Here is a 24,188-nt window from a genome sequence, read left to right on the forward strand (position 1 = left end):
GTTGTGCGCCTTTCATGTTTGAGCTGCTTTAAGCCTACTCATATTCTTTCTTGCAATGAGAGCATTTGAACCTCTATCAGGTCAAGGGAATAAAGAGAATTCCGCGAGGAAGGTCGTTGTAAGTAATGGATGGCTCTGCGCTTGTTTCATTGCTGTCCGGCAGCCTGTATCAATAACGGGCGCGTAGTGGCTTGTTATTGAATCTGGGGCGTAAGTGGTTGATGCTGGCATGCGGATTGACGTGATGGTGTGCGCGGTCTGGAGCCCCCTGCCGGTAAGGTTATGCAACAAACCTATCTTGAGCCCAAACGCCGCGCCCCACTTTTTGTTATTTCCGATTCCTCTCTCCTTTGGCCGCCTGATGTAACAGATGGCCGATTTCTCCGGTGACTTGCGCGTTCGGTCTTAGCAGGGTCGCTCAGCTGGACGCCTTCACGACGCTGTCGTGAGCCTGCCTCAAATTTGACGCATTCCCCGCCTACGCTCTGAAGGTCGCCCGGCAACGGTCAACACGCGTCGCGAGCTTCACATGGAGAGAGACATGTCGACGAAATGTATTGCGTTCTCAAACAATGATGTGATTCTGGTGGCCTGGACGTTCGAGGGTAAGCTCAAGGATTGCGTCGGCTGCGACGTCCGGCGGATTCCGGCCGAATCCGCAAACGTTCATAGCGACGAGCCGCAGGGCGATTCGCTCCCCGCCATGGCGGCATTTCCCGACGACCCGAACGCAGGCAAGAGCGGGCGGACTACCGCGCAGGCGCCTATCCAGAAACTCTTCTGGAAGGACCTGTCAGTGACGGACCTGGCGTCGCCGGGCCCGTATATCTACCAGGTGATTCCGCTCAAGGGCACCTTCGATGCCAAAGGCGTGCCCACACTTATCCCTTTCCCGGATGTGAGCCCGCTCTTTTCGAATCCCGTGACGCTGAGCGCAGACCATGGCCCCGCCGATGACGCGTCATCAGTGAAGGCATATTTCAATCGGGGCATTCTGGCGACTCAAGCCCTGACGCATGAGGTACCTGTCAGCAAGAAGACGGGCGCCCCCGATGCCGGTGCATTGCTCAGGAAGATTGCCGACCCCCAGGACCCTCTTCGTAAGTCCCTGTCGAGCGACCTCACGACCGCCTTGCCCGCACTGCTCGTCGAGGCCAGCAAGGAAGGCGGCAACTGCTATGCAGCCCTGTACGAGCTGCATGACAGGGAGCTGGAATCGTACCTGACCGGAAACAAGCGCCTGCACCTGATTCTCTCGAATACGTTTGACAGCGAGAGCGGCGACCCGGACAAGGAGAACAAACCTGCGCGGGATGCACTCCACCACTCGGGCGTGGACGTCCTGGACAGGATTCTGCCCGATGGCAGCCACATCGGACACAACAAGTTCGTGCTCTACCTGAACAGCAAAAGCGAGCCCGCTGCGGTACTGACAGGGTCCACCAACTGGACTTCCACCGGTCTGTGCGCCCAGACCAACAACAGCCTGATTGTCCGCTCGTCCAGTGTCGCAAAGGCCTACTCGGACTACTGGGACAGGCTGAAGCAGGACACGGATGCAGCGAATGGCGATGCTCATGCCCTGCAGGGGAAAACGTTCCGTACCAGCAACCAGACACCTGTCGACGTCAACGTGCCCGGCGCAGCGAAGGCCACAGTGTGGTTCTCTCCAAACACGACGCAGAAGAACAAGCCCAAGAATCCGGAAGCGCCCGTCGATATGGCCGATGTCGAGGAGCTTATCAAGGCTGCAAAGCAGGCCGTTCTGTTTCTGTGCTTTGACCCGGGCAAGCCCAGCGTTGTCGACGCAGCGGCCGCCGCCCTTGAGGCAAACCCGAAACTGTTCATCCGTGGCGCGCTGACAAACGCCGACCGCGCAGGGAATTTCGTTATTGACCTTCATGATAATGGACGGGAGCCGGATGACCCCGCACAGGTTATCCCTGCAAAAGCCATCGACGACACATTCGGCATGTGGGAAAAAGAACTGCTCAACGCAGGCCACGCCGTAATCCACGACAAGATTGTCGTCATCGACCCGTTCCACCCGCAGAACTGCACCGTGGTGGTAGGCAGCCATAATCTCGGATATAAGGCGTCCTACACTAACGACGAGAACTTCCTTGTTATCAGGGGCAACGAAAGCCTTGCCCGCGCATACACGGTTCATGTGCTTGATGTGTACGACCACTATCGCTGGCGCCACCTGCTGGCCGAGTACGGGACGAAGGACAGCTGGCAGGGCCTGCAGCCGAACGACAAGTGGCAGGACCGTTACTTCCCGACCGAGGGAGCGACGCGCGACGCCGAGCTGGAGTTCTGGCTTTCCGCGAGGCCATAGTCAGAAGAGTCCGGCAGATGGGGCATGCGCTGCCGGATGCTCCCGCACATCGGTGACAGTGAAAGCACGCGTCCGGCTTCTTTGTGTCTCCTCTCGCGGCCACGTGGTAGGCAGCATTCGACGTGGCTGACGCGACGCTACCTTCTGGACCATGGAAGATATCTGCACGAGTCACCCATTTTCAGGCTTTTAAACTTGGTGATATCTGATGCATTGTTCTGGGGACGCTATGCGTACCGGTGGCGCTCATTGTTACTCGAGTTGCGAGTGCATTTAGCGGCTCTACCACTGGGTAGTGGGCCGGCCCCCGCGAAAACCGGACACGAGGTAACGCTTAAACTTTGAGGTAGTCTTACGCCTATGTTTAAGCCCAGCTCTAACGTGGAACCGATTGAAGTTCTGACCCAGCCCGAACAGCGCCGCCGGCGCTCTGTCGAGGAGAAGCTCGCGATAGTGCGCGAGACCTTCGAGCCCGGAGCAAGCGTTTCCGGAGTTGCCCGTCGTCATCAGGTGAATGCAAACCAGGTGTTCGCCTGGCGCAAGCTCTATCAGGACGGAAGCCTGTCAGCAGTCAGTGCCGGCGAGCAGGTGGTGCCGGCGTCCGACCTGGCCGAAGCGATGAAGCAGATTCGTGAACTCCAGCGACTGCTGGGCAAGAAGACGATGGAAGTGGAAATCCTCCGCGAAGCAGTGGAGTACGGCCGGGCAAAAAAATTGATTGCGCGCTCACCATTGCTGCCGGGGGACGACCGATGAAGACGGTCTGCGAAGTCCTGGGTGTGTCGCGCTCGAATCTCGCGGTGAAATCAAAGCGCGACGCTGAATGGGTCGACAGGCGCAAGACGCCCGCCCGTGACGACATGCCGCTCGTCGCGGAGCTCCAGGAGTTGGTCGCTGATTTGCCAACTTACGGCTACCGGCGCACCTGGGCCCTGCTACGGCGAAACCGGGACGCACAGGGGCAGCCTCGCGTTAATGCAAAACGGGTTTATCGGGTCATGCATACCCACGGTCTGCTGCTCGAACGCCGCCCGCGCCATGCCCAGTCAACGCGCCGACACGACGGCAGGGTCGCGGTGGACCGGAGCAATGCGCGCTGGTGCTCGGACGGCTTCGAATTCCGTTGTGATGACGGCTCGCCGCTGCGCGTCATCTTTGCACTCGACTGCTGCGACCGGGAAGCCATGAGCTGGGCTGCGACCACTGGAGGCTATACCGGAGACATGGTGCGTGATGTGATGCTTCAGGCTGTAGAAAACCGTTTCGATGGTGCGCTGAAAGCCGACAACGAAATCGAATGGCTCAGCGACAACGGTTCCTGCTACATTGCCGAGGACACGCTGACGTTCTCGAAAAAAGTGGGCCTGAAACCCATCACGACGCCGGTCAGAAGTCCGCAGAGCAACGGCATGGCCGAGAGCTTCGTCAAAACGATGAAGAGAGACTACGTCTCGTGGATGCCCAAGCCGGACGCGAGAACCGCGTTGCAGAACCTGGCCATCGCGTTTGACCACTACAACGAGTCGCATCCGCACAGCGCCCTGAAATACTGCTCACCGCGCGAGTTTCGCCAGCGACCAAATTCACCAACCTAAGCGCGACCGCATGTCCGGTCATGCGGGGGCAAGTCCAGGTAGTCCAAGGAGTGAGCCACGAGCGGCAGCAATAAATCTTGTGAGACGCATCCACCAAAGATGCTCTTACGTGGCCCTCGGGCCGTCAAAGAGCCGTGCGTCCACTTAAAGTGTCCATTAGGAAAAAGTTAAAACCTCATTCGCTAGATATGTCTTTATCTCATTCATATCACCGAAGAGTTCCTTCAGACATTCAAGCCATTCAGTGGATGGGACTCTTTTTGGGTTAGGCAAACGCATCCTGCGGATGCCCGAAGGAAGTCTCGCGCGGAAGAGAGGCGGCACCAGTCGGCGTGGCTCAACGCATCGCGGAAACACAGAGCAGGTGATGGCTCTAGCGATGCGCATCGACCCACGCGCGGGCCCATTCCAATCCCGCGAGCTGAGCGTCGTCCTCACTTTCGAAGTGTCCCAGAAGACCAGAAGCATGAACCAGCTTCCCTCGAAGGGTGATGGTTCCGCTCGCTGCATAACGTTCCCGCTGCAACCCGGTCTGGTACTCAACGATTGAGTGTCCCCAGACCTGATACCCGTGATAGCTCTGCGATTGCATCAGCGGACGATGTGAGCGGATACTGCGTGGTTACTTACACGAAGGACGTTGCCCTCCGGCGTGATTTGCCGCGGAATTTCAGACATGTCCGGTGCGTCTTTCGGCAAGGCGCCTGGCATATTGCCTTGCCTCACGATGAGCCTCGGTGCCCTCGCCGATGTGCGCCGCGAATACAACTTCGTTGCGTGCCTGGCGAGATGCCGCTGTACAGCGAGCTTGTGCCCCGCAGCCGCCCGGTGTTGAGCAGTTGCACGCGCCTCCGGTGGATTCCAGATTTCCGAGTACGTGCCAGCCCCGAAAGCCGCTGGCGCGAACGCCGCTGCCAATAGCGCAAGTCCAAGTTTTCTCACGATTTCCCCTTGCCGGCCTCTCGTTGCAGCCACTCTTTGCAAGCCATTGCCGGATGCATGCACCCGCCGTCGCAGCCTGCGCAATAGTGGCGGTCCCGAATGGCCTCGGTGACGCGCCATGCGCTTACAGCGGGCGGGCTTGCCGTGCCAACGGTATGACCGTTTTCTGCGGCGTAAAACGTCGGCTCGCCAGCCTTGCCACGGCGAATCGCTTCGTCGATTTCCGGCTCGCCGAACGCTGATTTCATCTGCGCCACAAACGCCGCAATTTCCGGCATGGGATGGCTGACCGGCTTACGCGCACGCATATCCATCTGCCGTTACTCCGAAAAAAGTGCCTGTTCGCGCTTACGAAAATCCGTGTAGGATACTGTACATCCATACAGGTTTTCTCGCAATGACATCCCCGATGCCGTCTCCCGAAGCGATACATCCGTCCTTGTGGCGGGCGTCGCAGCTCGCGCGGGGGCGCGGCCGGGTGGTGGATACCGGCTATCCGGCGCTCTCGGCGGAACTGCCGGGGGGCGGGTGGCCGGTCGGTGCGCTGGTGGACCTGCTCGTGCAGCAGCCGGGCGTGGGCGAATTGCGGCTGCTGCGGCCCGCGCTCAGTGCCGCGGGCAGCCGGCCCATTGCGTTCGTGCAGCCGCCGCACACACCGGACGGGCTCGGTCTCAGCTATATCGGCCTGTCGCTCGACCAGTTGCTGCGCGTAAAGGCGCAAAAGACCGGCGATGCGCTCTGGTCCGCCGAACAGATTCTCCGGGCGGGAAGCTGCGGCGCGCTGATTTTCTGGGCGCAGTACGCGCAGGCGTCGTCGTTGCGGCGCCTGCATCTGGCGGCGCAGTCGTCGGAGACGCTCTTCGTCATGGTGCGGCCGCTTGCGAGCGCACAGGACGCGTCGCCGGCGCTGCTGCGTCTGGCGCTCAAACCTTGCGCCGACGGGTTGACCGTCGACATCGTGAAACGACGAGGGCCCTCGCGCACGGAGCCCTTGTCGATTCCCCTTCAACCCACTCCTGTTCTGCTGTCACGACATGCGCGTCTTTCTCGCCGTTCACCTGCCGAAGTTGCCGCTCGAAGTCTTCCGACCGAAGTGGTCGCCTGAGCCTGCGCACGGCAGTGTCGTGCTCGAGAAGGACAAGGTCGTCATCGCGGATAGCGTCGCACGCGCGGCGGGCGTGCGGCTCGGCATGAAGCGCGGTGGCGTGCTGACGCTCTCGCCCGACACGGAAATGCACGAGCGCGATTTCGCCCGCGAGCAGTCGGCGCAACGCGAGGTCGGCATGGCGCTGATGCGCTTTTCGCCCGAAGTCGCGGTGCTCGAAGAGGCGACAGTGGTCGTCGAAGTCGGCGCTAGCCTGCGCCTCTTTGGTGGACTGCTGGCACTGTGCCGCGAGGCGAAAGCGTTGCTGGCCACGCTCGGCCTGACGGCACGCGTGAGCGCCGCGCCGACCGGCCAGGGTGCGTGGCTGCTGGCCCGCCATGCGAAAGGGAACTGCTCGCGGCGAGTGCTGAAACTGTCCACGCTCGAGCAGCGCCTTGCCGGCCTGCCCATGCTGGCGGTTCCCGATGTGCGCGAGTTTGCCGACTGGTTCGCCGGGCTCGGCTGCGAGACCATTGCCGACATCCGCCGCCTGCCGCGTGCGGGTTTGCAGAAGCGCTGCGGCGAACATCTGCTCGATTCACTCGACCGCGCGTTCGGCACAGCGCCGGAGCTTTTCGACTGGCTGGAACTGCCGCCCACGTTTTCCGGGCGCATCGAGATGCCCGACCGGCTCGAACATGCGGACGGCGCCCTGTTCGGCGCGCACCGGCTTATCGTGCAGCTATGCGGCTGGCTGTGCGCGAGGCAACTGGCGGTCACTGGGGTACGTCTGTCGCTCGAACACGAGCGAGGGCGCGACGCCATCGAGCCGACGAGCATTGACATCGCACTGGGCGAGCCCACGTGGCGCGAAGAGCACCTGCTGAGGCTGCTCAAGGAGCGGCTGCATCGCATCGAACTCACCGCGCCTGTGATTGCACTGCGTCTTGATGCCTCAAATGTCGAGTCCGCTGTGCCTGCGTCCGATACGCTTTTTCCTGAGCCGGGCGGCTCGAAGGAAGACCACGCGCGGCTACTCGAACTGCTGGTCGCGCGGCTTGGCGAAGAAAACGTGCTGCGCCCGGCGCCGAGCGCGGACCATCGACCGGAAGTCGCCAACTCGTGGGTGCCGGTCACGCAACCGGTGAAACCGGTGGTCATCCCGGAAGGCCTGCCGCGGCCAACCTGGATGCTCGACAGCCCGGTGCGGCTGCTGATGCGCCAGCATCGCCCGTTCTACGGCTCGCCGCTACGCATGGTGTCGCCAGGCGAGCGCATCGAGGCGGGCTGGTTCGACGGCGAACTGGTGACGCGCGACTACTTCGTCGCCCAGGCGGACGACCAGAGCTGCTACTGGATTTATCGCGAGCGCGTGAGCAGCCGCGACGCGGAAGAAGAACCACGCTGGTTCCTGCACGGCCTCTTCGGGTGACGCGCCATGGACTCCAGCTTCAGCATGTTGCCGGCGTATGCCGAGCTTTTCTGCCTCTCCAATTTCTCGTTCCTGCGGGGCGCGTCGCACGCCGAGGAACTCGCTGAGCGCGCCGCACAGCTCGGCTACTCGGCGCTCGCCATTACCGACGAATGCTCGCTCGCCGGCGTCGTGCGTGCGCATGTCGCGGCGAAGGAAGCAAAGCTGCCGTTTATCGTCGGCTCATACTTTCGCCTTATGAACGCCGACGGTTCGCCGGCGTTCGGCCTCATCCTGCTCGCGAGAAACCGCGAGGGATACGGCAACCTGTCCGAGCTCATCACGCTCGCCCGTACGCGCGCACCGAAGGGCGAATACCGGCTCACACCGCAGGACCTGTCGCGGCCAGACAGGGAATGTCGGCACCTGCTCGGCATGCCCGATTGCCTTGCGATTCTGGTGCCGAACTTCCCCGCGAGAGAGGACGTGCTCGATGCGCAGGTGGAATGGCTGGACGGGACGTTTCCGGGACGCGCATGGGTGGGTCTCGTGCTGCATCAGCGGGCCATGGACGACATTCACCGCGGCGCGGTCGAATTCGTCGCGCGCAATCGCGACGTGCCGGTGGTTGCGCTCGGTGAAGTGCTCATGCATGTGCGCTCGAGAAAACCGCTGCAGGACACGATAACCGCCATCCGCGTTGGCAGGCCGGTTCATGAATGCGGGTATGACCTCGCGCCCAACGCCGAGCAGCATCTGCGCTCCCGGCTGCGACTTGCCAATCTGTATTCACCGGAGGCACTTGCGGCGACCGTGGACATCGCCGCGCGCTGCACATTCTCGCTCGATGAGCTGCGCTACGAATATCCGGACGAACTGGTGCCGCCTGGCTTCACGCCAACCGCCTACCTGCGGCAGGAGACGTACATCGGCGCGCAGCGGCGCTTTCCGTCGGGCATTCCGCACCACGTGCAGGAGCAGATTGAGCATGAGCTTGAACTCATTGCCGACCTGCAGTACGAGCCGTACTTCCTGACGGTCTACGACCTCGTGCGTTTTGCGCGCAGTCAGCACATCCTGTGTCAGGGGCGCGGCTCGGCGGCCAATTCCGCGGTCTGCTACTGCCTCGGTGTGACCGAAGTAGACCCCGCGCGCGGCAACATGCTATTCGAGCGCTTCATCTCGAAGGAGCGGGGCGAGCCGCCCGACATCGACGTCGACTTCGAGCATCAGCGGCGCGAAGAGGTCATCCAGTACATCTACCGCAAGTATGGGCGCGACCGCGCGGCTATCGCCGCGGCCGTTTCGACCTATCGCGCGCGCGGTGTGCTGCGCGAAACCGGCAAGGCGCTCGGCGTGGACCTGCAGATAGTCGATGCAGTCGCGAAGTCCCACCACTGGTTCGATAACAGCGCGGACCTGCTCAAGCGCTTCGAGGAGTGCGGGCTGAATCCGCAGACGCCGCTCATCCGCGCGTGGGCCTCGCTTGCGGCGCAGCTTTACGGGTTTCCGCGGCATCTGTCGCAGCACTCGGGCGGCTTTGTCATCAGCCGGGGCAAGCTCACGCGCCTCGTTCCGGTCGAGAATGCCGCGATGCCGGAGCGCAGTGTCATCCAGTGGGACAAGGACGACCTGGAGTCGCTTGGCCTCCTCAAGATTGATGTGCTGGCGCTCGGCATGCTCTCCGCCATTCGTCGAACGCTCGACCTCGTCTCAGAACAGCGCGGCGAGCGCTTCGAGATGCAGGACATTCCCTCGGAAGACGAGGCGACCTACGACATCATTTCGGCGGCCGACACAGTGGGCGTCTTCCAGATTGAATCCCGCGCGCAGATGTCGATGCTGCCGCGCATGCGGCCGCGCACCTTCTATGACCTGGTGATTGAAGTGGCCATCGTGCGGCCCGGTCCGATTCAGGGCGGGGCGGTTCACCCTTATCTGCGTCGCCGGCAGGGCTTCGAGCCGGTCACCTATCCGAGCGATGCGTTGAAGACCGCACTGGGACGCACGTTGGGCGTGCCGATTTTCCAGGAGCAGGTGATGCAGGTCGCGATTCTCGCCGCCGGCTTCACGGCGGGCGAAGCTGACCAGTTGCGGCGTGCGATGGCCGCCTGGAAACGCAAGGGCGGGCTCGGCAAATACTATGACCGCATTGTGCTCGGCATGCAGGAGCGGGGTTACGACCTTGCGTTCGCGGAAGCTATCTTCGAGCAGATAAAGGGTTTCGGCGAATATGGCTTTCCGGAGAGTCACGCGGCGAGTTTCGCGCTGCTCGTGTATGCGAGCAGTTGGCTCAAGTGTCACGAGCCGGAGGCGTTCCTCGCCGCTATGCTCAATAGTCAGCCGATGGGCTTCTATTCGCCTTCGCAACTGGTGCAGGATGCGCAGCGGCACGGCGTGAAGGTGCTGCCCGTTGATGTGACCGTCAGCGGATGGAATTCGTCCCTCGAACGTCTGACCGGCGAAAAGCGACCGGCAGTGCGCCTCGGGCTGTCACTATTGCGCGGCATGAAGGAAGGCACAGCCGAGCGCATCGAAAACGCGCGCGCGGTGCGTCCGTTTGCCAGCGTAAAAGACCTCGCGCGCCGTGGGGCACTCGACCGTCGGGACCTGCATATTCTCGCTGATGCGAATGCGCTCGCTTCGCTTGCCGGCAACCGGCGCGAGGCGCTGTGGCAGTCGGTGGCTGCTGTCCCGGAAAAGGACATGCTGGCGGTCGCCGCCGTCGAAGATGAAACGCCGGAACTTGGCGCACCGTCGGAAGCAAACGACATTGTGGCGGACTACCGCTCGGTGGGTCTCACGCTCGGCCGCCATCCGCTGGAACTCTTGCGCCCGCAGTTGCTCGCCAATCGCCTCATGCCCGCCGCAACGCTGCGCACCTATCATGACGGCCGGCTCGCGCGCGGCTGCGGTCTCGTCACCGTGCGCCAGCGGCCCGGCACCGCCAAGGGCGTGGTGTTCGTCACACTCGAGGATGAGACGGGTAACGTGAACGTCATCATCTGGCCGACGCTGCTGGAGAAGCAGCGCAAGGAAGCGCTCAGCGCCTCGCTGCTGGCAGTCTACGGGGTCTGGCAGTGTCAGGGCGAGGTACGGCACCTTGTGGCGCAGCGGCTTGTCGATATGTCGCATCTCCTGGGCGGGCTGCATGCTGTCAGCAGGAATTTCTGCTGAGCCCGTCCATTCCGGATGTTGCACGCGTCGAGCCACAGCCAGCCGCAAGGTGTAGATTCTGACCAAAGGCAACTGCATCAGCACCTATTCATGTGACGGATACCGGAGGAACCGATGTGCTACTCGGCCCAGATTCAGGCGGATTACCGCAAGTTCGTGCGGATGTTCGGCGCAACGATGAGCATCCGTGAATTTGCGCAACTGTTCTTCGAGCGGGCCGAGGGTAACAAGGCAAAAGTGCCCAAGGCCATGGAGGATGCGTTCGCTGACCCGCAGACGGACGCGGAGCGTGAAATCAGGGCGTCCATCGACCGGTTCAATAGAGAGGAAGCCGCGCGGCTCGAACAGGACCTCTTCAAACACCGCACGCGGCTCGCGGAAGCCGAGCGCTCACTGGAGAGCAAAGCCACAAAGAAAGCGGCCGAAAACAAACGCATTGCCACCGACAAGATTCAATGGACGCTGGAGCGGCTGGACGACCTCCGCCGCACCGAGCCCGAGGCGCGCGACTTGCGCATCTTTCCGGGTCACTACGCACCTGTGATGGTGATGGAAAACGGTCAGCGCGTGGTGAAGCCGATGCGCTACCAGTGCCGCATCGCGGGCAAGCCGGCCTCATACGACGCCAGGTACCCCGGTACCTACAATGCGCGCCGCGACAGTCTCGAAGGCTTCTGGAAGCCGCTGTTCGGGTATTCGCATGGCGTGCTCGTCGCGAGCGCCTTCTATGAGCATGTGAGCCGCGCGAAGCTCGAAGGCCGGGTGCTTGCCGACGGCGAAGAAGACGAAGACGTGATTCTGGAATTCCGGCCCGAGCCGCCTCACGACATGCTTGTTGCCTGTCTGTGGTCGCACTGGTCGGCGCCGGGTGAGCCGGACCTGCTGTCGTTTGCCGTCATCACCGATGAGCCGCCATCTGAGATTGCAGCAGTCGGCCATACGCGCTGCCTTATTCCTATCAAGCCTGAGAATCTTGATGCGTGGCTTAGTCCCGATTCGAGCAACCTCCAGGCGCTGCATGCCATTCTCGATGACCGGGACCGGCCTTACTATGAGCACAAGTTGGCCGCGTGAAGAAAGACGGGGGTGCGTCCCTGGGAACGTCCCGTCACGGCCAACACCGGGAATCAATCGCAGGCCAACGCACGACGTTTGCGTGCTCCGGAACGCGGGGTGTCTGCACGCAGGTCAAACGTACCGCGATGAACCTGTCGACGGCATCGAATAAGGCCTCAATCGACGCGGGCTTCCGCAGGAAGGCGGTCCAGCACCCGCCCCGGTCGGTCGGTTCTGGCATGGACGACAGCAGGACGACCGGTAAGTCGGGAAAAGCCGCCTCGCGCTTGAGGCGCCGGCAGAGCTCTCCGCCGTCCATTTCAGGCATTTCCAAATCGGTGATGACCAGTTCAGGAAACTCTGCGTGGACTTTCCGGAGTGCGTCCCGACCATTATGCGCAAGCACGACACGATATCCGCGACTCTCCAGTACCTGTTGCAGCGCCCATCGGTTCTCAAGGTCATCGTCGACGAGCAGGATAGTGGACACGGTTAGACATACTCGAAAGAACCATACCAACGGTTTTCGCAAGCCGCGTACCTACCTGGTTCGAAACGTGCCCAGGACTGCGTGGTCTACTGAATTTCGCAAGCCACCTTCCTTGCGTGCGCTCGCCCGTTTGTTCCATCTTCTGTCTTCCCCGCATGCGCGTGAGTCTGCCGTTGAACTCGGCGTAAAGAACAAACCTAGGGCACGACTAACCGCGGAACAGAAATTGCGGGAGTCAGTGCAACGGGTCGGTCCGAGCCGGGTGACAGCTTCGCTTCCATACGAGGGACCATCATGCGAGTCGCTACGAGAGGATGTTTATTTTTTGCGATAGTTCTGAGCTTGTCTGGTGCTGTATACGCGCAAGGCGCGGGAGCGGCTGGCGGAGGGGGCGGTGCGGGTTCAGGCCAGGGCGGGACTGGGATGGGAACGCCCAATGCAAACGGAACTACGGAGTCGACATCTGGCGCGTCCGGGGCAAACACGATGGGAAAGTCGGGCGACATGTCGCAAAAGCAGATGAAGCCGAAGACGCAGAATAAAGGGATGGACGCGCCTGCGTCAGGGAGCGGTATGAAGAAGGCCTACTGACGGTGGATTGCTGGCGGGACCTGTCCCTGCACCAGGGACGTAACCTTCCACTCAGGAAACTGGAAGGAAGCGGAAATGAGTGAACAAAGGCGCGCTACCCACTTTGGCATCGTCGCCGCGGTTTATCCTGTTTTGCCCGGGTAGACTTCCACCGGCCTTTTCCTAAGCAGGCTTCCTGACATAAAGTGGCAAGCAGCCGGTGCGGGAGCATGATTTTCCTGCATCGGCTGTCGCGTGCGGGAAGTCCACCGTCGAACATCGTCGCGGTAGAACCCCGAGTCATCTCTCCTGTCGCACGACACAACCTCAGTACCTCCCCGTGCGGGCGCACCGTCAACTTTACAGCGCTTCTGCCGTACTGCGTCCACAGGAGGAGTGCCGCTCCAGGTGTTGTACTTCGCTAATTGCAGTGCTTTTCCTATACTGATTGTGTCGCAATCTGGTTAGCGCGACGCGAGCCGTATTTTCGGAGGACTGCATTATGAACAAGGACCAGGTCAAAGGCGTTGCTCAAAAGATGAAGGGCAAGGTCAACGAGGCAATGGGAAAGGTCACGGGAAAGCCGTCCCGTGAACTCAAAGGCGATGTTGAGCAAGCCGCAGGACAAGCCAGGAAAGATGTCGGTGATGCAAGGGAAGCGGCAAAGGACCGCGCAAAACGTCATCATTGACTGCGTGCCACCGGGGCCGTGGGGAACGCGTTCACCGAGTGTGGAAGGCACGTCAGGCCGCCGACTTGTGTAATCACTCGCCGGTCCGTTTCTCGATTTCAACGGCGACGGTAACGATGCTGACTCCGATGCGGGGTCGAGCTTGGTGGAAAGGTCTCCAATCCGGAGAGAATGCCGCGGCGGCGGAGTCAGCGCTTCGCCGGCTCGGTCCAAGGCCAACCCTTTTCGCATCCCGGGCGCATTCCGCTCGCCGAATGGCGCGGCGCCGACTGGTCCTACCTCGTTCGCAGCATCGTGCAATGGTTCGTCCATCGCGTCCTCCTCGTTTCCTGGGAACCCCTCTCCGAACCACTTGACCTTCATCCGGATATGACTGACATACCGGTACCAGTCGTCAGGGCTACAGTCAAAAAAGCTCGTGCTGAACGTTTAGCGTGGGAGTTCTGCGGTTGAGTGCTGTGTCGAGCAATTCCGTTGGCCATAGGACGAATGCGCCGACGATTCGTCCGCTGAAATTGGCCACCGTCATTTTCGGGGCGAGCGGAGGGTCGCGCAGGTTCCGGTCTGGGAGTCGTCCAGCCGTGCCATCGTATTCCGAGCGGCGAAAGACGCTCAGCGGTAACGAGGCTTGATATGAAATCACGGCTCAAAGCTAAACTCAAGGCTCAATTGACGGTAGCCGTTATCGCAGGCGCCGTCGCACAAGTCAGCGCGCTGCTGCTTTCCTTTACTGTTGACCTGAGCGCGGACGCTGTGTCGCCCACTACTCTCGTTTTATACGGCGCGGCGACCGTGCTACTCACCTATCGATGCGTCATTTTCGACGCGCGCAGGGCATTCAGCGCTGCGGTCAAAAAGCGTTATGTGATTGTCGAGGGCACTCCGCCCCACATCAACTGGATTCGCCCCATCTTTCCCGGGCGCTGGCTTGCACACCTGCATATTCGCCTGCATCCCGAACTTGTCGACGACAGGGAGGCGTGAAGCCGACTGCAAATGTCCTTGTCGCATGACTGGGCCGCCTTGCTGAGGTTAGGACTGGTCCGACAGTCGCCGTCGTCGCGCCTTCGACCGAAGTATGTCAAAGCACCGTAAGGCCCGCACGCAGTCGATGTTGCCGGTCGACCGACGCCCGCTCCGATATATTGTCGGCAATAAGACATTCCACCTGGCCAGAACAGACATGGCCACCAATCCTTCAGATTTCGCAACGACTGACTAATGGACCTTTGGATTCAACCGTGCGCTCTGTGCGCCGAGCTTTACGGAAAGTCCGCGGCTGAGCCTCCGCACGCGGACCTCACACTGAACGGAGTCGGCGCAGCCCCGGACCAACGCAAGGAAGAGCACTACACGTGCGTCCGATGCTCCGCGGTATTTGCCCGAATTCTTGCGGGCCCGGCGGCTCGACAAATCTGGATGGTGTTGAACGCAGGTCAGCACTAGGGAGGCGGCCTGCAGACTGAGCGGAAGCAATTTGCGTACGTTCACCCGAATTCACGGGCACTAACTCATCGTTTGGCGCTAGCTCCGCGGCGATTCGCGGGAGGGTACTTAGCTCCTGCCGTTGGCGCGGGCGCAATCCGCTCATGGCGGTCAAGCCGCTAGGTCGCCAGGCCATCGTACACACCCGACTTGGCGAGTTCCGATGCGATTTCCTTCAAGGTCGCAATCACAATCCTGATTGCCGGTGTCATGGCACCCTAGCTCGAACTGGCAAGCGTCACAAACCGGGTGAGGTTGGGCTTGACGATTCTTGCCGCTCGCAGCCGGCCAGCGCGAACATCCGGAGCAATGGCCCACGGTCCAAGCACCGCATATCCGCGACCGCTCGCTGCCACCTCTCGGGAAGCGGACGAGGGTTGTCCATCGTGTCTGAAATCGCCCGCCGCACGGGCGGGCGCCTCGTGCTTGCGAACACGAAGGTCGGGTTCCGAGCTCGCTACTTCCATCCGCTCCACCAGAAGGCCCGGTTGTGAGACCGAACCCGCTCGCGTGAAGAGCCACTGGCACCAGCATGAATCAACCAACGCCGCGTCGCTACAAGAACGCGACGCGCTCATGCCAACGCCAAACGGCGGGTTCCAAATCAATGGCTCGTAACAAGCGCCTTACAACATGTTCAGCGGAATCTTCAGATAGCTGACGCCATTTTCCTCGGAAGGTGGAAACTGGCCAGCCCGTATGTTGACCTGCACAGACGGAAGGATAAGAACGGGCATCGCAAGTGTTGCGTCGCGAGCTTCGCGCATACTGACGAACTGCTGTTCTGTTACGCCGTCGTGCGCATGGATGTTATGCGTACGCTGGGCGAGCACCGTGGTTTCCCATTGCGGCTTCCGACCCTCGGGTGGATAGTCGTGGCACATGAAAAGCCGGGTATCGCCCGGCAGGTCCAGCAGCTTTCGAATCGACCCATACAGTGAGTGGGCATTGCCGCCGGGGAAGTCGCAACGCGCGGTGCCGACATCCGGCATGAAAAGCGTGTCACCAACGAAGACGGCATCGCCAATCTGGTAGGCCGTGTCGGCAGGCGTATGACCCGGAACATACAGCGCCTTTGCTGTCAGGGCACCGATGGAAAAACTCCTCGTCTTCGCGGAACAGATGGTCGAACTGGGAGCCGTCAGGGCTGAATTCCGGCTCAAGATTGAAAAGCTTCTTGAAGACGCCCTGAACGGTGCGAATGTGTTCGCCAATCGCAACCTTTCCACCAAGCTTGCCCCGCAAATAATGCGCTGCAGACAGATGGTCCGCGTGCGCGTGGGTCTCCAGAATCCACTGCACGCGCAGGCCATGCTGGCGTAGGAATTCGATGACCTTGTCGGCATTTGTCGTTGAAGTGCGTCCGGCTTTAGGGTCGTAGTCCAGGACCGGGTCAATGACTGCGCATTCTGGATGCCCCGACTGGAAAACCACGTAAGTGACCGTGCCGGTGACCGGGTCGAAGAACGGTTCAACGTTGGGCTGCATCCTGACCTCCTCAGATGTCACGTATTCTATTCACAAATAATATATAAAGCAATATAATGTTTATATCCAAATTATAGGATGATGAGATGAGGCAGAAGTCTGTCCCAATCGACCTGTCGGTGATGCAGGCTTCGGCAGAGAAAGCCTGTGCGCTACTGAAGGTGCTGGCCAATCCCGACAGGTTGCTTCTGATGTGCCAGTTGTCGCAGGGCGAGTTGTGTGTCAGCGACCTTGAAGAACAGTTGGGCATACGTCAACCGACACTTTCGCAACAGCTTGGCGTCCTTCGCGATAACGAGCTCGTGGCGACAAGGCGGGAGGGAAAGAGCATCTTTTACTCCATCGCAAGCAAGGAAGCGATTGCGGTCATGAATGTGCTGTACGACCAGTTTTGCGCTCAATGACGATGAGGAGGTGCCATGTCGATTGATATTTCCAATTTCACACCGGGGCTGTCACTGACCGGAGGGGTGATGATTGGCATCGCAGCTGCTGTGCTTGTTCTCTTCAATGGGCGTGTTGCCGGTATCAGCGGGATTCTGGGCGGCCTGATGAACTTGCCGCAGAAGGATGCAGGGTGGCGTGTAGCTTTTCTTGCGGGGCTCGTCGGGGCCCCAGTTCTGGCGAGCTTGCTAGGTAATCCAATAGCGCTCGATATCGGGGCTGGGTGGGCCGAAGTAGTTGCCGCTGGCTTTCTCGTAGGCATCGGCACGCGTTATGGCAGCGGTTGCACGAGCGGCCACGGTGTCTGTGGCATCTCGCGGGGTTCCATGCGGTCACTTGTCGCAACGGCAACGTTTATGGCAAGCGGCATTCTGACCGTGTTTGTGACAAGGCATCTTTTCGGAGGTTGATATGGGTCTGCTGACCGCATTATTTTCCGGGCTTCTGTTCGGTGTCGGTCTGATGGTGTCAGGCATGGCCAACCCAGCGAAGGTACTGGGATTTCTGGACATCGCTGGTCAATGGGACCCGTCTCTCGCATTCGTCATGGCGGGCGCGATAGCCGTTGGCTCTGTCGCGTTCCTATTAGCGAAGCGGCGAAAGAAATCCTTGCTGGGTCGGTCCATTCAGATTCCAGCCGGTAAGCAAGTTACCTTGCGACTCGTAATGGGAAGCGCTGTGTTCGGCGTCGGTTGGGGTCTCGCGGGATTTTGTCCGGGACCCGCACTGGTCGCAATGGGCGCTGGCTTTCCGAAGGCGTGGGGTTTTGTGGGCGCGATGCTCGGCGGCATGGTGGTGTTCGAAATCATCGAGCGCGCGAAACTCACTCGGCAGCAGGCCTAAGATGCTACGCATCTACTTGAGAGCCGCCGTCCTCGCAGATGCGGTGGCTTTCTTAGGCAGGTGAATGGACGGCATGATTTTGCATGCGGTACATTCTTGGGACGTGTTGTCGGTCTCGTTCTCGCTCTGACGAGTGCGGGCGCTGCCATCGCAGCGTCCTCTTGGCGTCCTTCGTTCTTCGCCTGGAATTGCTTGACGCATCGCGGCCGGTTCCTTTAACTGTTTGCCGGTCCTACGGAAATGGCGCAATCAGGCACAGTTTGACAACGCGGAAATGTCATCCGATGAAACCGACCATACTTTTCTCTACGCTAATCGTGATGGCGGCTCTAGCCGCGCCGTTTGAATCGTTCGCCGTAGACGCGGAACGTCAGGCAGAGGTCGCGCAGCGAGGTGCGGAGGTCATGCCGTTCAGCCTCAAGGCCACGACTCACATCTTCACCAAATCGGACGATGGCGGAAGCCAGCAGGTGATTGCGAAAAACACGGCCGACAGCGTCCAGATTCGGCTGATTCGTGAGCACCTGCGTGGAATCCAGACGCAGTTTCAGCGCGGTGATTTTTCGGGACCTGCTCGTACTCACGGTACCGACATGCCCGGATTGGCGCAACTCAGAGCGGCAAAGCCCGGTCAAATATGGATTACGTACGAGGACATCAAAGGCGGAGGCGAGCTTACGTATCGATGCGATGACCCGAAATTAGTGGCATCACTTCACGAATGGTTCGACGCGCAACTCTCTGACCATGGTGCTGACGCGATGGATGGGCATGTGCATCATCAAGGGATGACGCAACCATGATTGTCATGCCGTGGTCCCGTTCGAGGACTGCTTTACACCGCAGGCACCGGTAGACATCCGGGTACTCAGATTTCAGAGCGAGAATTCCTCAAACGCTCTCAACGCATGGGTGGCATACATCATCGACGGGCCGCCGCCCATATAGACGGCAGTGCCGAGCACGTCTTCCAGCTCGGCCTTTGTCGTGCCTAGTTTCACCAGCGCCTGGACGTGAAAACCGATGCAGTCGTCGCAACGACATGCAATCGCTATCCCTAGCGCCACCAGCTCCCGCGTTTTTCGGTCCAGTGCCCCGCCTTTTGTCCCAGCCGCAGCGAGTTGTCCAAATGCCGTCATCAACTCGGGTTGTGACGCGCGCATCGCTCGCATCTGAATAGATACCGCGACTGTCAGGTCTTTGTAGTTGGCAATTCCGCTCATGTGCGCTCCTGTAGGTCGCGAGTTTCTAAAGCTGGGGTGTCGTCGGTATTCGGTTCTGCAGTATGTCTACTGTGCACCGGCAGGCGGTGGCCCCATGCGGTATTGCTGCTGCAACATCATGTTATTCATCATCTCCTGCTGCATTTGCAGGTATTGGTCGGTCATGTATTGTCGCTGCCGCAGTTGCTCGGGCGTCAGGCGCGAGTAGTAACCGCCCATATGACCCCAGCCTCCCATCATTCCGGGCCCAGCGCCGCCGCCCATCATGCCTGGGCCCATTCCACGTCCCATCATCCCCGGGCCCCACATCCCGTGCATGATTGTCATCGCGGTTCGCATTGTGGCCCAGTGCTGCTCGAGTAGCTTCTGGCGTTCCTGCGGGTCTTGAGTTTTGCGAATCTGGTCCATCTGCGCTTGCATTGTCTTCATTTGCTCCTGAAGCTGCGTCAGATTCTTGTCGAATTCAGCGGCGCCCGCGGGCGGCGTTTTTGAACTGCTTTGCGGCGCGCCGGTGTCCTTCGAAGCAGCTTGCAGGACCGGGGATGTCAACGCGATACCGGTAACCATCGCAACTAGCAGCTTTTTCATATCTCCTCCCTATGGACGCGCGACTCAACAACGGAGCGTGTGCAGTCATCGTCCACACAAAGGCTACATGTCAGCACCGCCCTACCCTTGACACTCGTCAACGAAACGGCTGCAGTCGTTGGGCAAGTGATTTGATTCTCCATGCGAGGAAATGCCGTTCCATCGTTTGCGACTTGACCGAGGTCAATAACTCGTCCTTCAAAGAGACGAGCATGACGGAGCGGACACGGCCGTGGACTGGTTGGACAGCTGAAGTACATGACGTGTTTGAGCGGCGCCGGTGCTGCGCGACCCGCCTCTGCGTGCGTCGACGTGGGCGCGACCTCTGTTCTGTTTAGCGTTCACCTTTACTGATTCGCTGAACATGATGCCGAAGTGGTTCAACACCGCCCGCGTACGACGCGCCAGCCGTTGCGGTCAATCCGGACGGGCCGGGAGATACGTGCGTCAAACGTATGGCACGGATGGCGCACGTCTACCGACTTGCATGTCATGGCCGGATGCAACCGTCGACCAGCGTACCGGCGTTTGCCCTGTAACGGCGGGCGGGGTTGCGTCGTCGAGACTTCATACTGAGGCTGGTTCACTGGGCGATTCTGGAGGTAGACATGTTCCAGACGATTCGACGCACGGTCCTGTTGGCGATAGTCGGCTTGTCATCATTTGCGTGTCAGGAATTGGCCTTCGGCGCGCCCCCCGAGGCGAGTCCAGCAAGCGATGCCAGGATATTTGCGGGAACAAGCTCCGCGCGCGCAACTGCGACCGTCGTGGGGGTTCAATCTGACACCAACAGCGTTTTGCTACAGATGTCGCCCGACAAGGTGGTGAAGGTTCAGGTCAACCCGGACGTCGGCAACGTAGGACTGCTCAAACTTGGAGACAAGGTGAACATCACGTACACGCGTGCCTTGCTGCTCCATGCCGATAAGGTTGATTCAAAGGGTATACGTGAAAGAGTCGATACCGAGATGACGATGCCCGCATCGGGGGGAACTACAACGTCGGTACATGGGGTCCGTGCAATAGTAACTGTAGAGAGCATTGACGCCACGAAAAGGTTAGTGACGTTACGGGGACCCACGCGCACGGTGACGCTTATCGCATCCTCAGGCCTTCCGCTTGGCAATCTGAGGGTCGGCGATAGCATCCGGGCAGACTATTTGGAGGCGACTGCGGTGCAATTGACCCGGGACGGCGCTCCGTTGCGATAGCTGACTACATCTGGAGAGACGGCACTTTCTGTGTTTGCTCTTTTTGCGCAGCACGCAACGGCCGCTCTCCTTCGCCCGAAAACGCTGGTGGCCCTGTCGCCAAAGGCATAGCACACGCCCCGGGGACCAGTCGCAATCTGAAGGTCAGCGGGCGATGTCACCTTGCCCGTTCGCGAGCAGTTTTCTCTCCTTAGGCAGGCGCAGGCCTGTCACTTGTGCGCTTCAGCCAGAAGTAGCGCACTACGTCTTGCGCATGGCATAGTGCGGCATCTCAACTCCGGAGGTGGGAATGGCGACCTTGGAATCCTTGCAAGCAAAAATCCAGAAGCTGCAGGCTCAGGCAGAAGCGCTAACCGCAAAAACGTCGCGTGCAGTTATCGAGAAGATTCGCGGTTTGATGGCAGAACACGGTCTGACGACCGCTGACATCGATGCACATGCTAACGGCAAAAAACGTGGACCCAAGCCGGGCGCTAAGGCCACCGCCAAGTCGTCGGCTTCGGCCGCAAAGTACCGTGACCCGAAGACGGGCGCGACATGGTCAGGCTATGGTCGCGCGCCGGGCTGGATTGCCAGCGCTAAGGACCGGTCGAGGTTCTTGGTTGAAGGTAACGCAGTGTCGTCCGCTCCTGCTGCCAAAAAGTCAGCAAAGGCCGGCAACTACGTGCGCGGTCCCCAGCCAGCGCTCTATCGTGACCTCAAGAGCGGCGCGACGTGGAGTGGACGTGGGCGCGCGCCGGCTTGGATTGCTGACGCCAAGGACCGCAGCAACTTTTTGATTGACGGCTCCAGCGCGGCGGCCGATGCGAAACCGGCGGCCAAAAAGGCCGTTGCGAAGCAGGGTGCGACCGCGAAGAAGACTGCTGCCAAGAAGGCCACGAGCGCGAAAGTGCCGGCTAAAAACGCAGTAGCGAAGAGCACGGTGCCGGCTGCAGTCAAGAAAGCGTCGGCAAAGAATGCACCTCGCAAGGCCGCAGCCGTGCCGACTCCGATGGCGGCAGTCGAGTCTGGCACGGAGTTGACGACCTGAACACAGTTGGCAGGCGCCCGGTGGAACAGCGATTGTCTTGTTCCACCGGGTACGCCAAGTCGACAAACTCCTATTGCGCCTTCGCTGCCTGGCGCTGCGCGGCTTGCTGTTGAGCTTCCTGTTGCGCGCGCTGCTTCGCAAGGTGCCTGCCGACCATGCAGCCACCGACGGCACCAACGACAGCGTGGTGCCCCGCGTAATGCCCAGCGACTCCGCCTACCACCGCCCCCTTGAGGCAGCCGGCGGCGTTGGCAGTTCCCGTCGTTGCCAATGCCAAGGCAGTGGCCAGCAAAACTATTCTTATCGGGCTATCTTTCATTCGAAGGTACTCGGTGGTTATATGCCAGAGATGTGGTGCCTTCAGGCATCGTTTCAATACCCGCGCCAATCACGATGCTCTCGCCACTCGTGCTCGCGCCATTCCTAGCGGCGCCATTCACGTTCACGCCACTCGCGACGTTCGCGCCATTCGCGAGCTCGCCAGTCGCCGTCACCGCCGTACGCGACGGCGACTGACGGCGGACCGTATACGGCGGGAGGCTGCGGAGCATAGACCACGGGAGGCGGTGGCGCGTACACTGGCTCTGCCGGCGCATAGACTCCGACCGGAATACCGATGCCTACGCCAATGTCGACATGCGCCGACGCGGCGGTGGACGCTGCCAACGCGGCTAGACCGAATGCAACTCCAACGATTTTGGTATTCATTTTTCCTACTCGCCCGCACGCTCGAGTGCAATGCCAGTGACTATGGCTCGTAGTGTAGGAGGCGATGTCGGACACATATGAAACGGCGGTGCGAGATTGTAACGCGACATTACTAGCGATAGCGCACCGCGAAGCGGCTGCCTCGCTTTCGCATTCCGCGGAATCTCACAAGCGCCCAGTTGACTAACGACTGTGACCGCCAAGATAGAATGCGGTACAGTCTATTGGTCCGTCAGATGGACGCCCCCGTCAAGACCGCGAAACGTTTGCCATGAATTTCTCAATACCCCCCGCCGACTACGCTCACCGCACGGAATTTTTCAAATTGGTGGCAGGCACAGAAACGTCATATAGCGAGGCAGTTTTCAGCTTTTTGGCCGTTCGGGACGGCGAAGACGCGCTGACTCTTTTCCAGGGACATTTGCAACTGTCAGCGAATCCGCACGGAAGCGGCGGTCTGGTCGTTGAAACGCCATCGATTTGCGGCGTCTCCTTGGCTCTTTCCGAGTTGGGTATAAATTGTTCGACGCTAGAAGATGCGCTGCGAGCGGAGGGCGTTAAAACCCCGCTCGGTCGCCTGCGATGGGGTACAAGGTTGGGGCAAGAAGAAAAGAGTCTTTCCGCATACTTCGAGCGCTTCCATCCGGACTTCAATGAACAACAGGCTCATGCGTTCGTCTTGACTATATCCGGAACGCGCTACCTCTTCACAAATAACAGCGCGCAATTCCAGAATGACTTGCGTGCTGCCGCCACTCCATATGACTCGGTTGCGGACCTCGCTGCTGAGCTTGGGCTGCGCCATCTTAGATGGGACATGTGCGTGCTAGACATCTCCGCACAACCAATGGTTTCCGTCGACCTGAACAGGACCATCCAAGGCGCAACTGCCACGCTGGGGTTAGTGGCTGCAAAAGACGTGGACGTTACCCCCGCGCGATTGGGATACCGGGTTCAACTGGCAGACGGACAAATCGCGACGCGTGGAGCGGTCGACGGCCCGCTCTTGAAATGGAACAAGTTCGAGACGCACCAGGTAGGGGAGTTTCAATTGAGCATTCCGCAAGGCGCAGCGGTCCAATGCTTCGCCTCCTACAACGGGCAATGGTTGCACCAAGGTTGGATTGCCGACCCGCATGCATCCATCAATGCCCGTCGAATAATACATGAGGCGTTCGACGAAGGATTGTCGCAGACGCAGAGGTGCTTCTTCGATAAGAAGACAAAAGAGACCAATGGGCGCGTGGTTGAGACAGGCGTTGCTAACTTACTCTATATGCTCGGCTTCTCCGTGGACCCGCTAGCAGCGTCCCACATGAGTGATGGGCCGGACGTGCTGGCGAGTACACCGGACGGCGACCTAGCTGTCATCGAATGCACAACGGGCGCGCTGAACAACGACGGAAAGCTGTCGAAATTGTTGCTGCGGTTGAACACGGCTCAAGACCGCCTTACTTCAATGGGGCATAAGCATGCCCGTTGTGTTGCCGTAATGGTCACGACTTTGCACTCTGAACACTTAACCGACGTTCAGGAAGCGACCAGAAAAGGAATCGTTGTTCTGACCGCCGAAGGTCTCAACTCGTTACTGGGACGGACGAAATCGACTCCAGACGCCAATCGATTGTTCGAGGAATGGTGGCAGCAAGCCCAGCCAGTTGATTCGATGCAGCAAGAACTCGGGGAGCATGTGGCGTCGTCATTGCTGTCGCAGACTCGGCACACTCTATAGGCGTTGCCTTGTACGGGGTTAGTGAAGAGGGCATCGCCGTCGTAGTTGGCAAACGGCCGATAACTAGATTGCTTGCGTA

General features: G+C 60.1%; 22 protein-coding genes and 1 pseudogene. 15 read left to right on the top strand and 8 right to left on the bottom strand.

From position 1 onward, the window contains the following. Window positions 1–541: 541 nt before the first annotated feature. Window positions 542–2,341, top strand: coding sequence for a phospholipase D-like domain-containing protein (locus ACEN8U_RS01545; protein WP_310112378.1), 1,800 nt, complete (start codon window positions 542–544; stop codon window positions 2,339–2,341). Window positions 2,342–2,731: 390 nt separating this feature from the next. Next, window positions 2,732–3,936, top strand: a protein-coding gene (locus tag ACEN8U_RS01550) for an IS3 family transposase (protein WP_413657471.1) whose coding sequence is annotated in 2 segments (ribosomal slippage) — window positions 2,732–3,056 and window positions 3,056–3,936 — 1,206 coding nt in all. Because the reading frame shifts where the segments join, the coding sequence is not laid out codon by codon here. A gap of 373 nt (window positions 3,937–4,309) precedes the next feature. Here ACEN8U_RS01550 and ACEN8U_RS01555 read toward each other — a convergent pair. Together ACEN8U_RS01555 and ACEN8U_RS01560 are read right to left on the bottom strand one after the other, a co-directional pair. Then, window positions 4,310–4,528 carry a hypothetical protein gene (locus ACEN8U_RS01555; protein ID WP_310111395.1) on the bottom strand — a complete coding sequence of 73 codons (219 nt, stop codon included), beginning with the start codon at window positions 4,526–4,528 and terminating at the stop codon, window positions 4,310–4,312. Window positions 4,529–4,874: 346 nt separating this feature from the next. Further along, the gene (locus ACEN8U_RS01560; RefSeq protein WP_310111394.1) at window positions 4,875–5,192 is read right to left on the bottom strand and encodes a hypothetical protein; all 318 of its coding nucleotides are present in this window, start codon (window positions 5,190–5,192) and stop codon (window positions 4,875–4,877) included. Between the two features lie 83 nt (window positions 5,193–5,275). On the opposite strand from ACEN8U_RS01560, the gene imuA reads away from it, so the two are divergent. The 4 genes from imuA (at window position 5,276) to ACEN8U_RS01580 (ending at window position 11,624) form a co-directional block, all read left to right on the top strand. Then, a complete protein-coding gene (gene imuA / locus ACEN8U_RS01565; protein WP_310111391.1) occupies window positions 5,276–5,983 on the top strand; it encodes a translesion DNA synthesis-associated protein ImuA in 708 nt (235 codons plus the stop codon). Continuing rightward, complete coding sequence (locus ACEN8U_RS01570) at window positions 5,913–7,394, top strand: DNA polymerase Y family protein (RefSeq protein WP_310111388.1); 1,482 nt, start codon at window positions 5,913–5,915, stop codon at window positions 7,392–7,394. Before imuA ends, ACEN8U_RS01570 begins: the two co-directional genes overlap by 71 nt. Window positions 7,395–7,400: 6 nt before the next feature. Next, window positions 7,401–10,550, top strand: coding sequence for an error-prone DNA polymerase (locus tag ACEN8U_RS01575; protein ID WP_310111385.1), 3,150 nt, complete (start codon window positions 7,401–7,403; stop codon window positions 10,548–10,550). A gap of 114 nt (window positions 10,551–10,664) precedes the next feature. Then, window positions 10,665–11,624, top strand: coding sequence for an SOS response-associated peptidase family protein (locus tag ACEN8U_RS01580; protein WP_310111384.1), 960 nt, complete (start codon window positions 10,665–10,667; stop codon window positions 11,622–11,624). Window positions 11,625–11,658: 34 nt separating this feature from the next. Here ACEN8U_RS01580 and ACEN8U_RS01585 read toward each other — a convergent pair whose 3' ends face one another. Then, the gene (locus tag ACEN8U_RS01585) at window positions 11,659–12,096 is read right to left on the bottom strand and encodes a response regulator (protein ID WP_310111382.1); all 438 of its coding nucleotides are present in this window, start codon (window positions 12,094–12,096) and stop codon (window positions 11,659–11,661) included. Window positions 12,097–13,168: 1,072 nt separating this feature from the next. Between ACEN8U_RS01585 and ACEN8U_RS01590 the strand changes: the two genes are divergently transcribed. Then, window positions 13,169–13,357 (top strand): CsbD family protein, encoded by a 189-nt coding sequence (locus ACEN8U_RS01590; RefSeq protein WP_310111379.1) that lies wholly within the window; start codon window positions 13,169–13,171, stop codon window positions 13,355–13,357. A 633-nt stretch (window positions 13,358–13,990) separates the two neighbouring features. After that, window positions 13,991–14,341 (top strand): hypothetical protein, encoded by a 351-nt coding sequence (locus ACEN8U_RS01595; RefSeq protein WP_310111377.1) that lies wholly within the window; start codon window positions 13,991–13,993, stop codon window positions 14,339–14,341. A gap of 1,127 nt (window positions 14,342–15,468) precedes the next feature. Here ACEN8U_RS01595 and ACEN8U_RS01600 read toward each other — a convergent pair. Continuing rightward, window positions 15,469–16,330, bottom strand: a pseudogene (locus ACEN8U_RS01600) (MBL fold metallo-hydrolase). An 86-nt stretch (window positions 16,331–16,416) separates the two neighbouring features. Between ACEN8U_RS01600 and ACEN8U_RS01605 the strand changes: the two are divergent. The 4 genes from ACEN8U_RS01605 to ACEN8U_RS01620 all read left to right on the top strand — a co-directional run bounded on the left by ACEN8U_RS01605 (window position 16,417) and on the right by ACEN8U_RS01620 (window position 18,420). Then, the gene (locus ACEN8U_RS01605; RefSeq protein WP_310111375.1) at window positions 16,417–16,734 is read left to right on the top strand and encodes a metalloregulator ArsR/SmtB family transcription factor; all 318 of its coding nucleotides are present in this window, start codon (window positions 16,417–16,419) and stop codon (window positions 16,732–16,734) included. A gap of 15 nt (window positions 16,735–16,749) precedes the next feature. Further along, the gene (locus ACEN8U_RS01610; RefSeq protein WP_310111374.1) at window positions 16,750–17,184 is read left to right on the top strand and encodes a YeeE/YedE family protein; all 435 of its coding nucleotides are present in this window, start codon (window positions 16,750–16,752) and stop codon (window positions 17,182–17,184) included. Window position 17,185: 1 nt separating this feature from the next. After that, the gene (locus ACEN8U_RS01615; RefSeq protein ID WP_310111373.1) at window positions 17,186–17,617 is read left to right on the top strand and encodes a YeeE/YedE family protein; all 432 of its coding nucleotides are present in this window, start codon (window positions 17,186–17,188) and stop codon (window positions 17,615–17,617) included. Window positions 17,618–17,901: 284 nt separating this feature from the next. Beyond that, window positions 17,902–18,420 (top strand): aspartate carbamoyltransferase, encoded by a 519-nt coding sequence (locus ACEN8U_RS01620; RefSeq protein ID WP_310111371.1) that lies wholly within the window; start codon window positions 17,902–17,904, stop codon window positions 18,418–18,420. 72 nt (window positions 18,421–18,492) lie between these two features. Here the strand turns inward: ACEN8U_RS01620 and ACEN8U_RS01625 are convergent, their stop codons facing one another. Then, window positions 18,493–18,840 (bottom strand): carboxymuconolactone decarboxylase family protein, encoded by a 348-nt coding sequence (locus ACEN8U_RS01625; RefSeq protein ID WP_310111368.1) that lies wholly within the window; start codon window positions 18,838–18,840, stop codon window positions 18,493–18,495. A gap of 66 nt (window positions 18,841–18,906) precedes the next feature. Further along, window positions 18,907–19,428, bottom strand: coding sequence for a hypothetical protein (locus tag ACEN8U_RS01630; protein ID WP_310111364.1), 522 nt, complete (start codon window positions 19,426–19,428; stop codon window positions 18,907–18,909). Window positions 19,429–20,036: 608 nt separating this feature from the next. Between ACEN8U_RS01630 and ACEN8U_RS01635 the strand changes: the two genes are divergently transcribed. Further along, window positions 20,037–20,639 (top strand): hypothetical protein, encoded by a 603-nt coding sequence (locus tag ACEN8U_RS01635; protein WP_310111362.1) that lies wholly within the window; start codon window positions 20,037–20,039, stop codon window positions 20,637–20,639. Between the two features lie 289 nt (window positions 20,640–20,928). Beyond that, window positions 20,929–21,669 (top strand): H-NS family nucleoid-associated regulatory protein, encoded by a 741-nt coding sequence (locus ACEN8U_RS01640; protein ID WP_310111359.1) that lies wholly within the window; start codon window positions 20,929–20,931, stop codon window positions 21,667–21,669. Between the two features lie 70 nt (window positions 21,670–21,739). Here the strand turns inward: ACEN8U_RS01640 and ACEN8U_RS01645 are convergent, their stop codons facing one another. Then, on the bottom strand, window positions 21,740–21,988 hold the full coding sequence (locus ACEN8U_RS01645) for a hypothetical protein (protein ID WP_310111357.1): 249 nt from the start codon (window positions 21,986–21,988) through the stop codon (window positions 21,740–21,742). A 104-nt stretch (window positions 21,989–22,092) separates the two neighbouring features. Next, complete coding sequence (locus ACEN8U_RS01650; protein WP_310111354.1) at window positions 22,093–22,377, bottom strand: hypothetical protein; 285 nt, start codon at window positions 22,375–22,377, stop codon at window positions 22,093–22,095. A 271-nt stretch (window positions 22,378–22,648) separates the two neighbouring features. Here ACEN8U_RS01650 and ACEN8U_RS01655 point away from each other — a divergent pair, with 271 nt between their 5' ends. Beyond that, entirely contained in the window at window positions 22,649–24,109 is a 1,461-nt protein-coding gene (locus tag ACEN8U_RS01655; protein WP_310111351.1) for a hypothetical protein, read from the top strand. Window positions 24,110–24,188 lie beyond the last annotated feature (79 nt).

The organism is Paraburkholderia phenoliruptrix (assembly GCF_047325075.1).
In the GTDB taxonomy this organism is placed as follows: domain Bacteria; phylum Pseudomonadota; class Gammaproteobacteria; order Burkholderiales; family Burkholderiaceae; genus Paraburkholderia; species Paraburkholderia phenoliruptrix.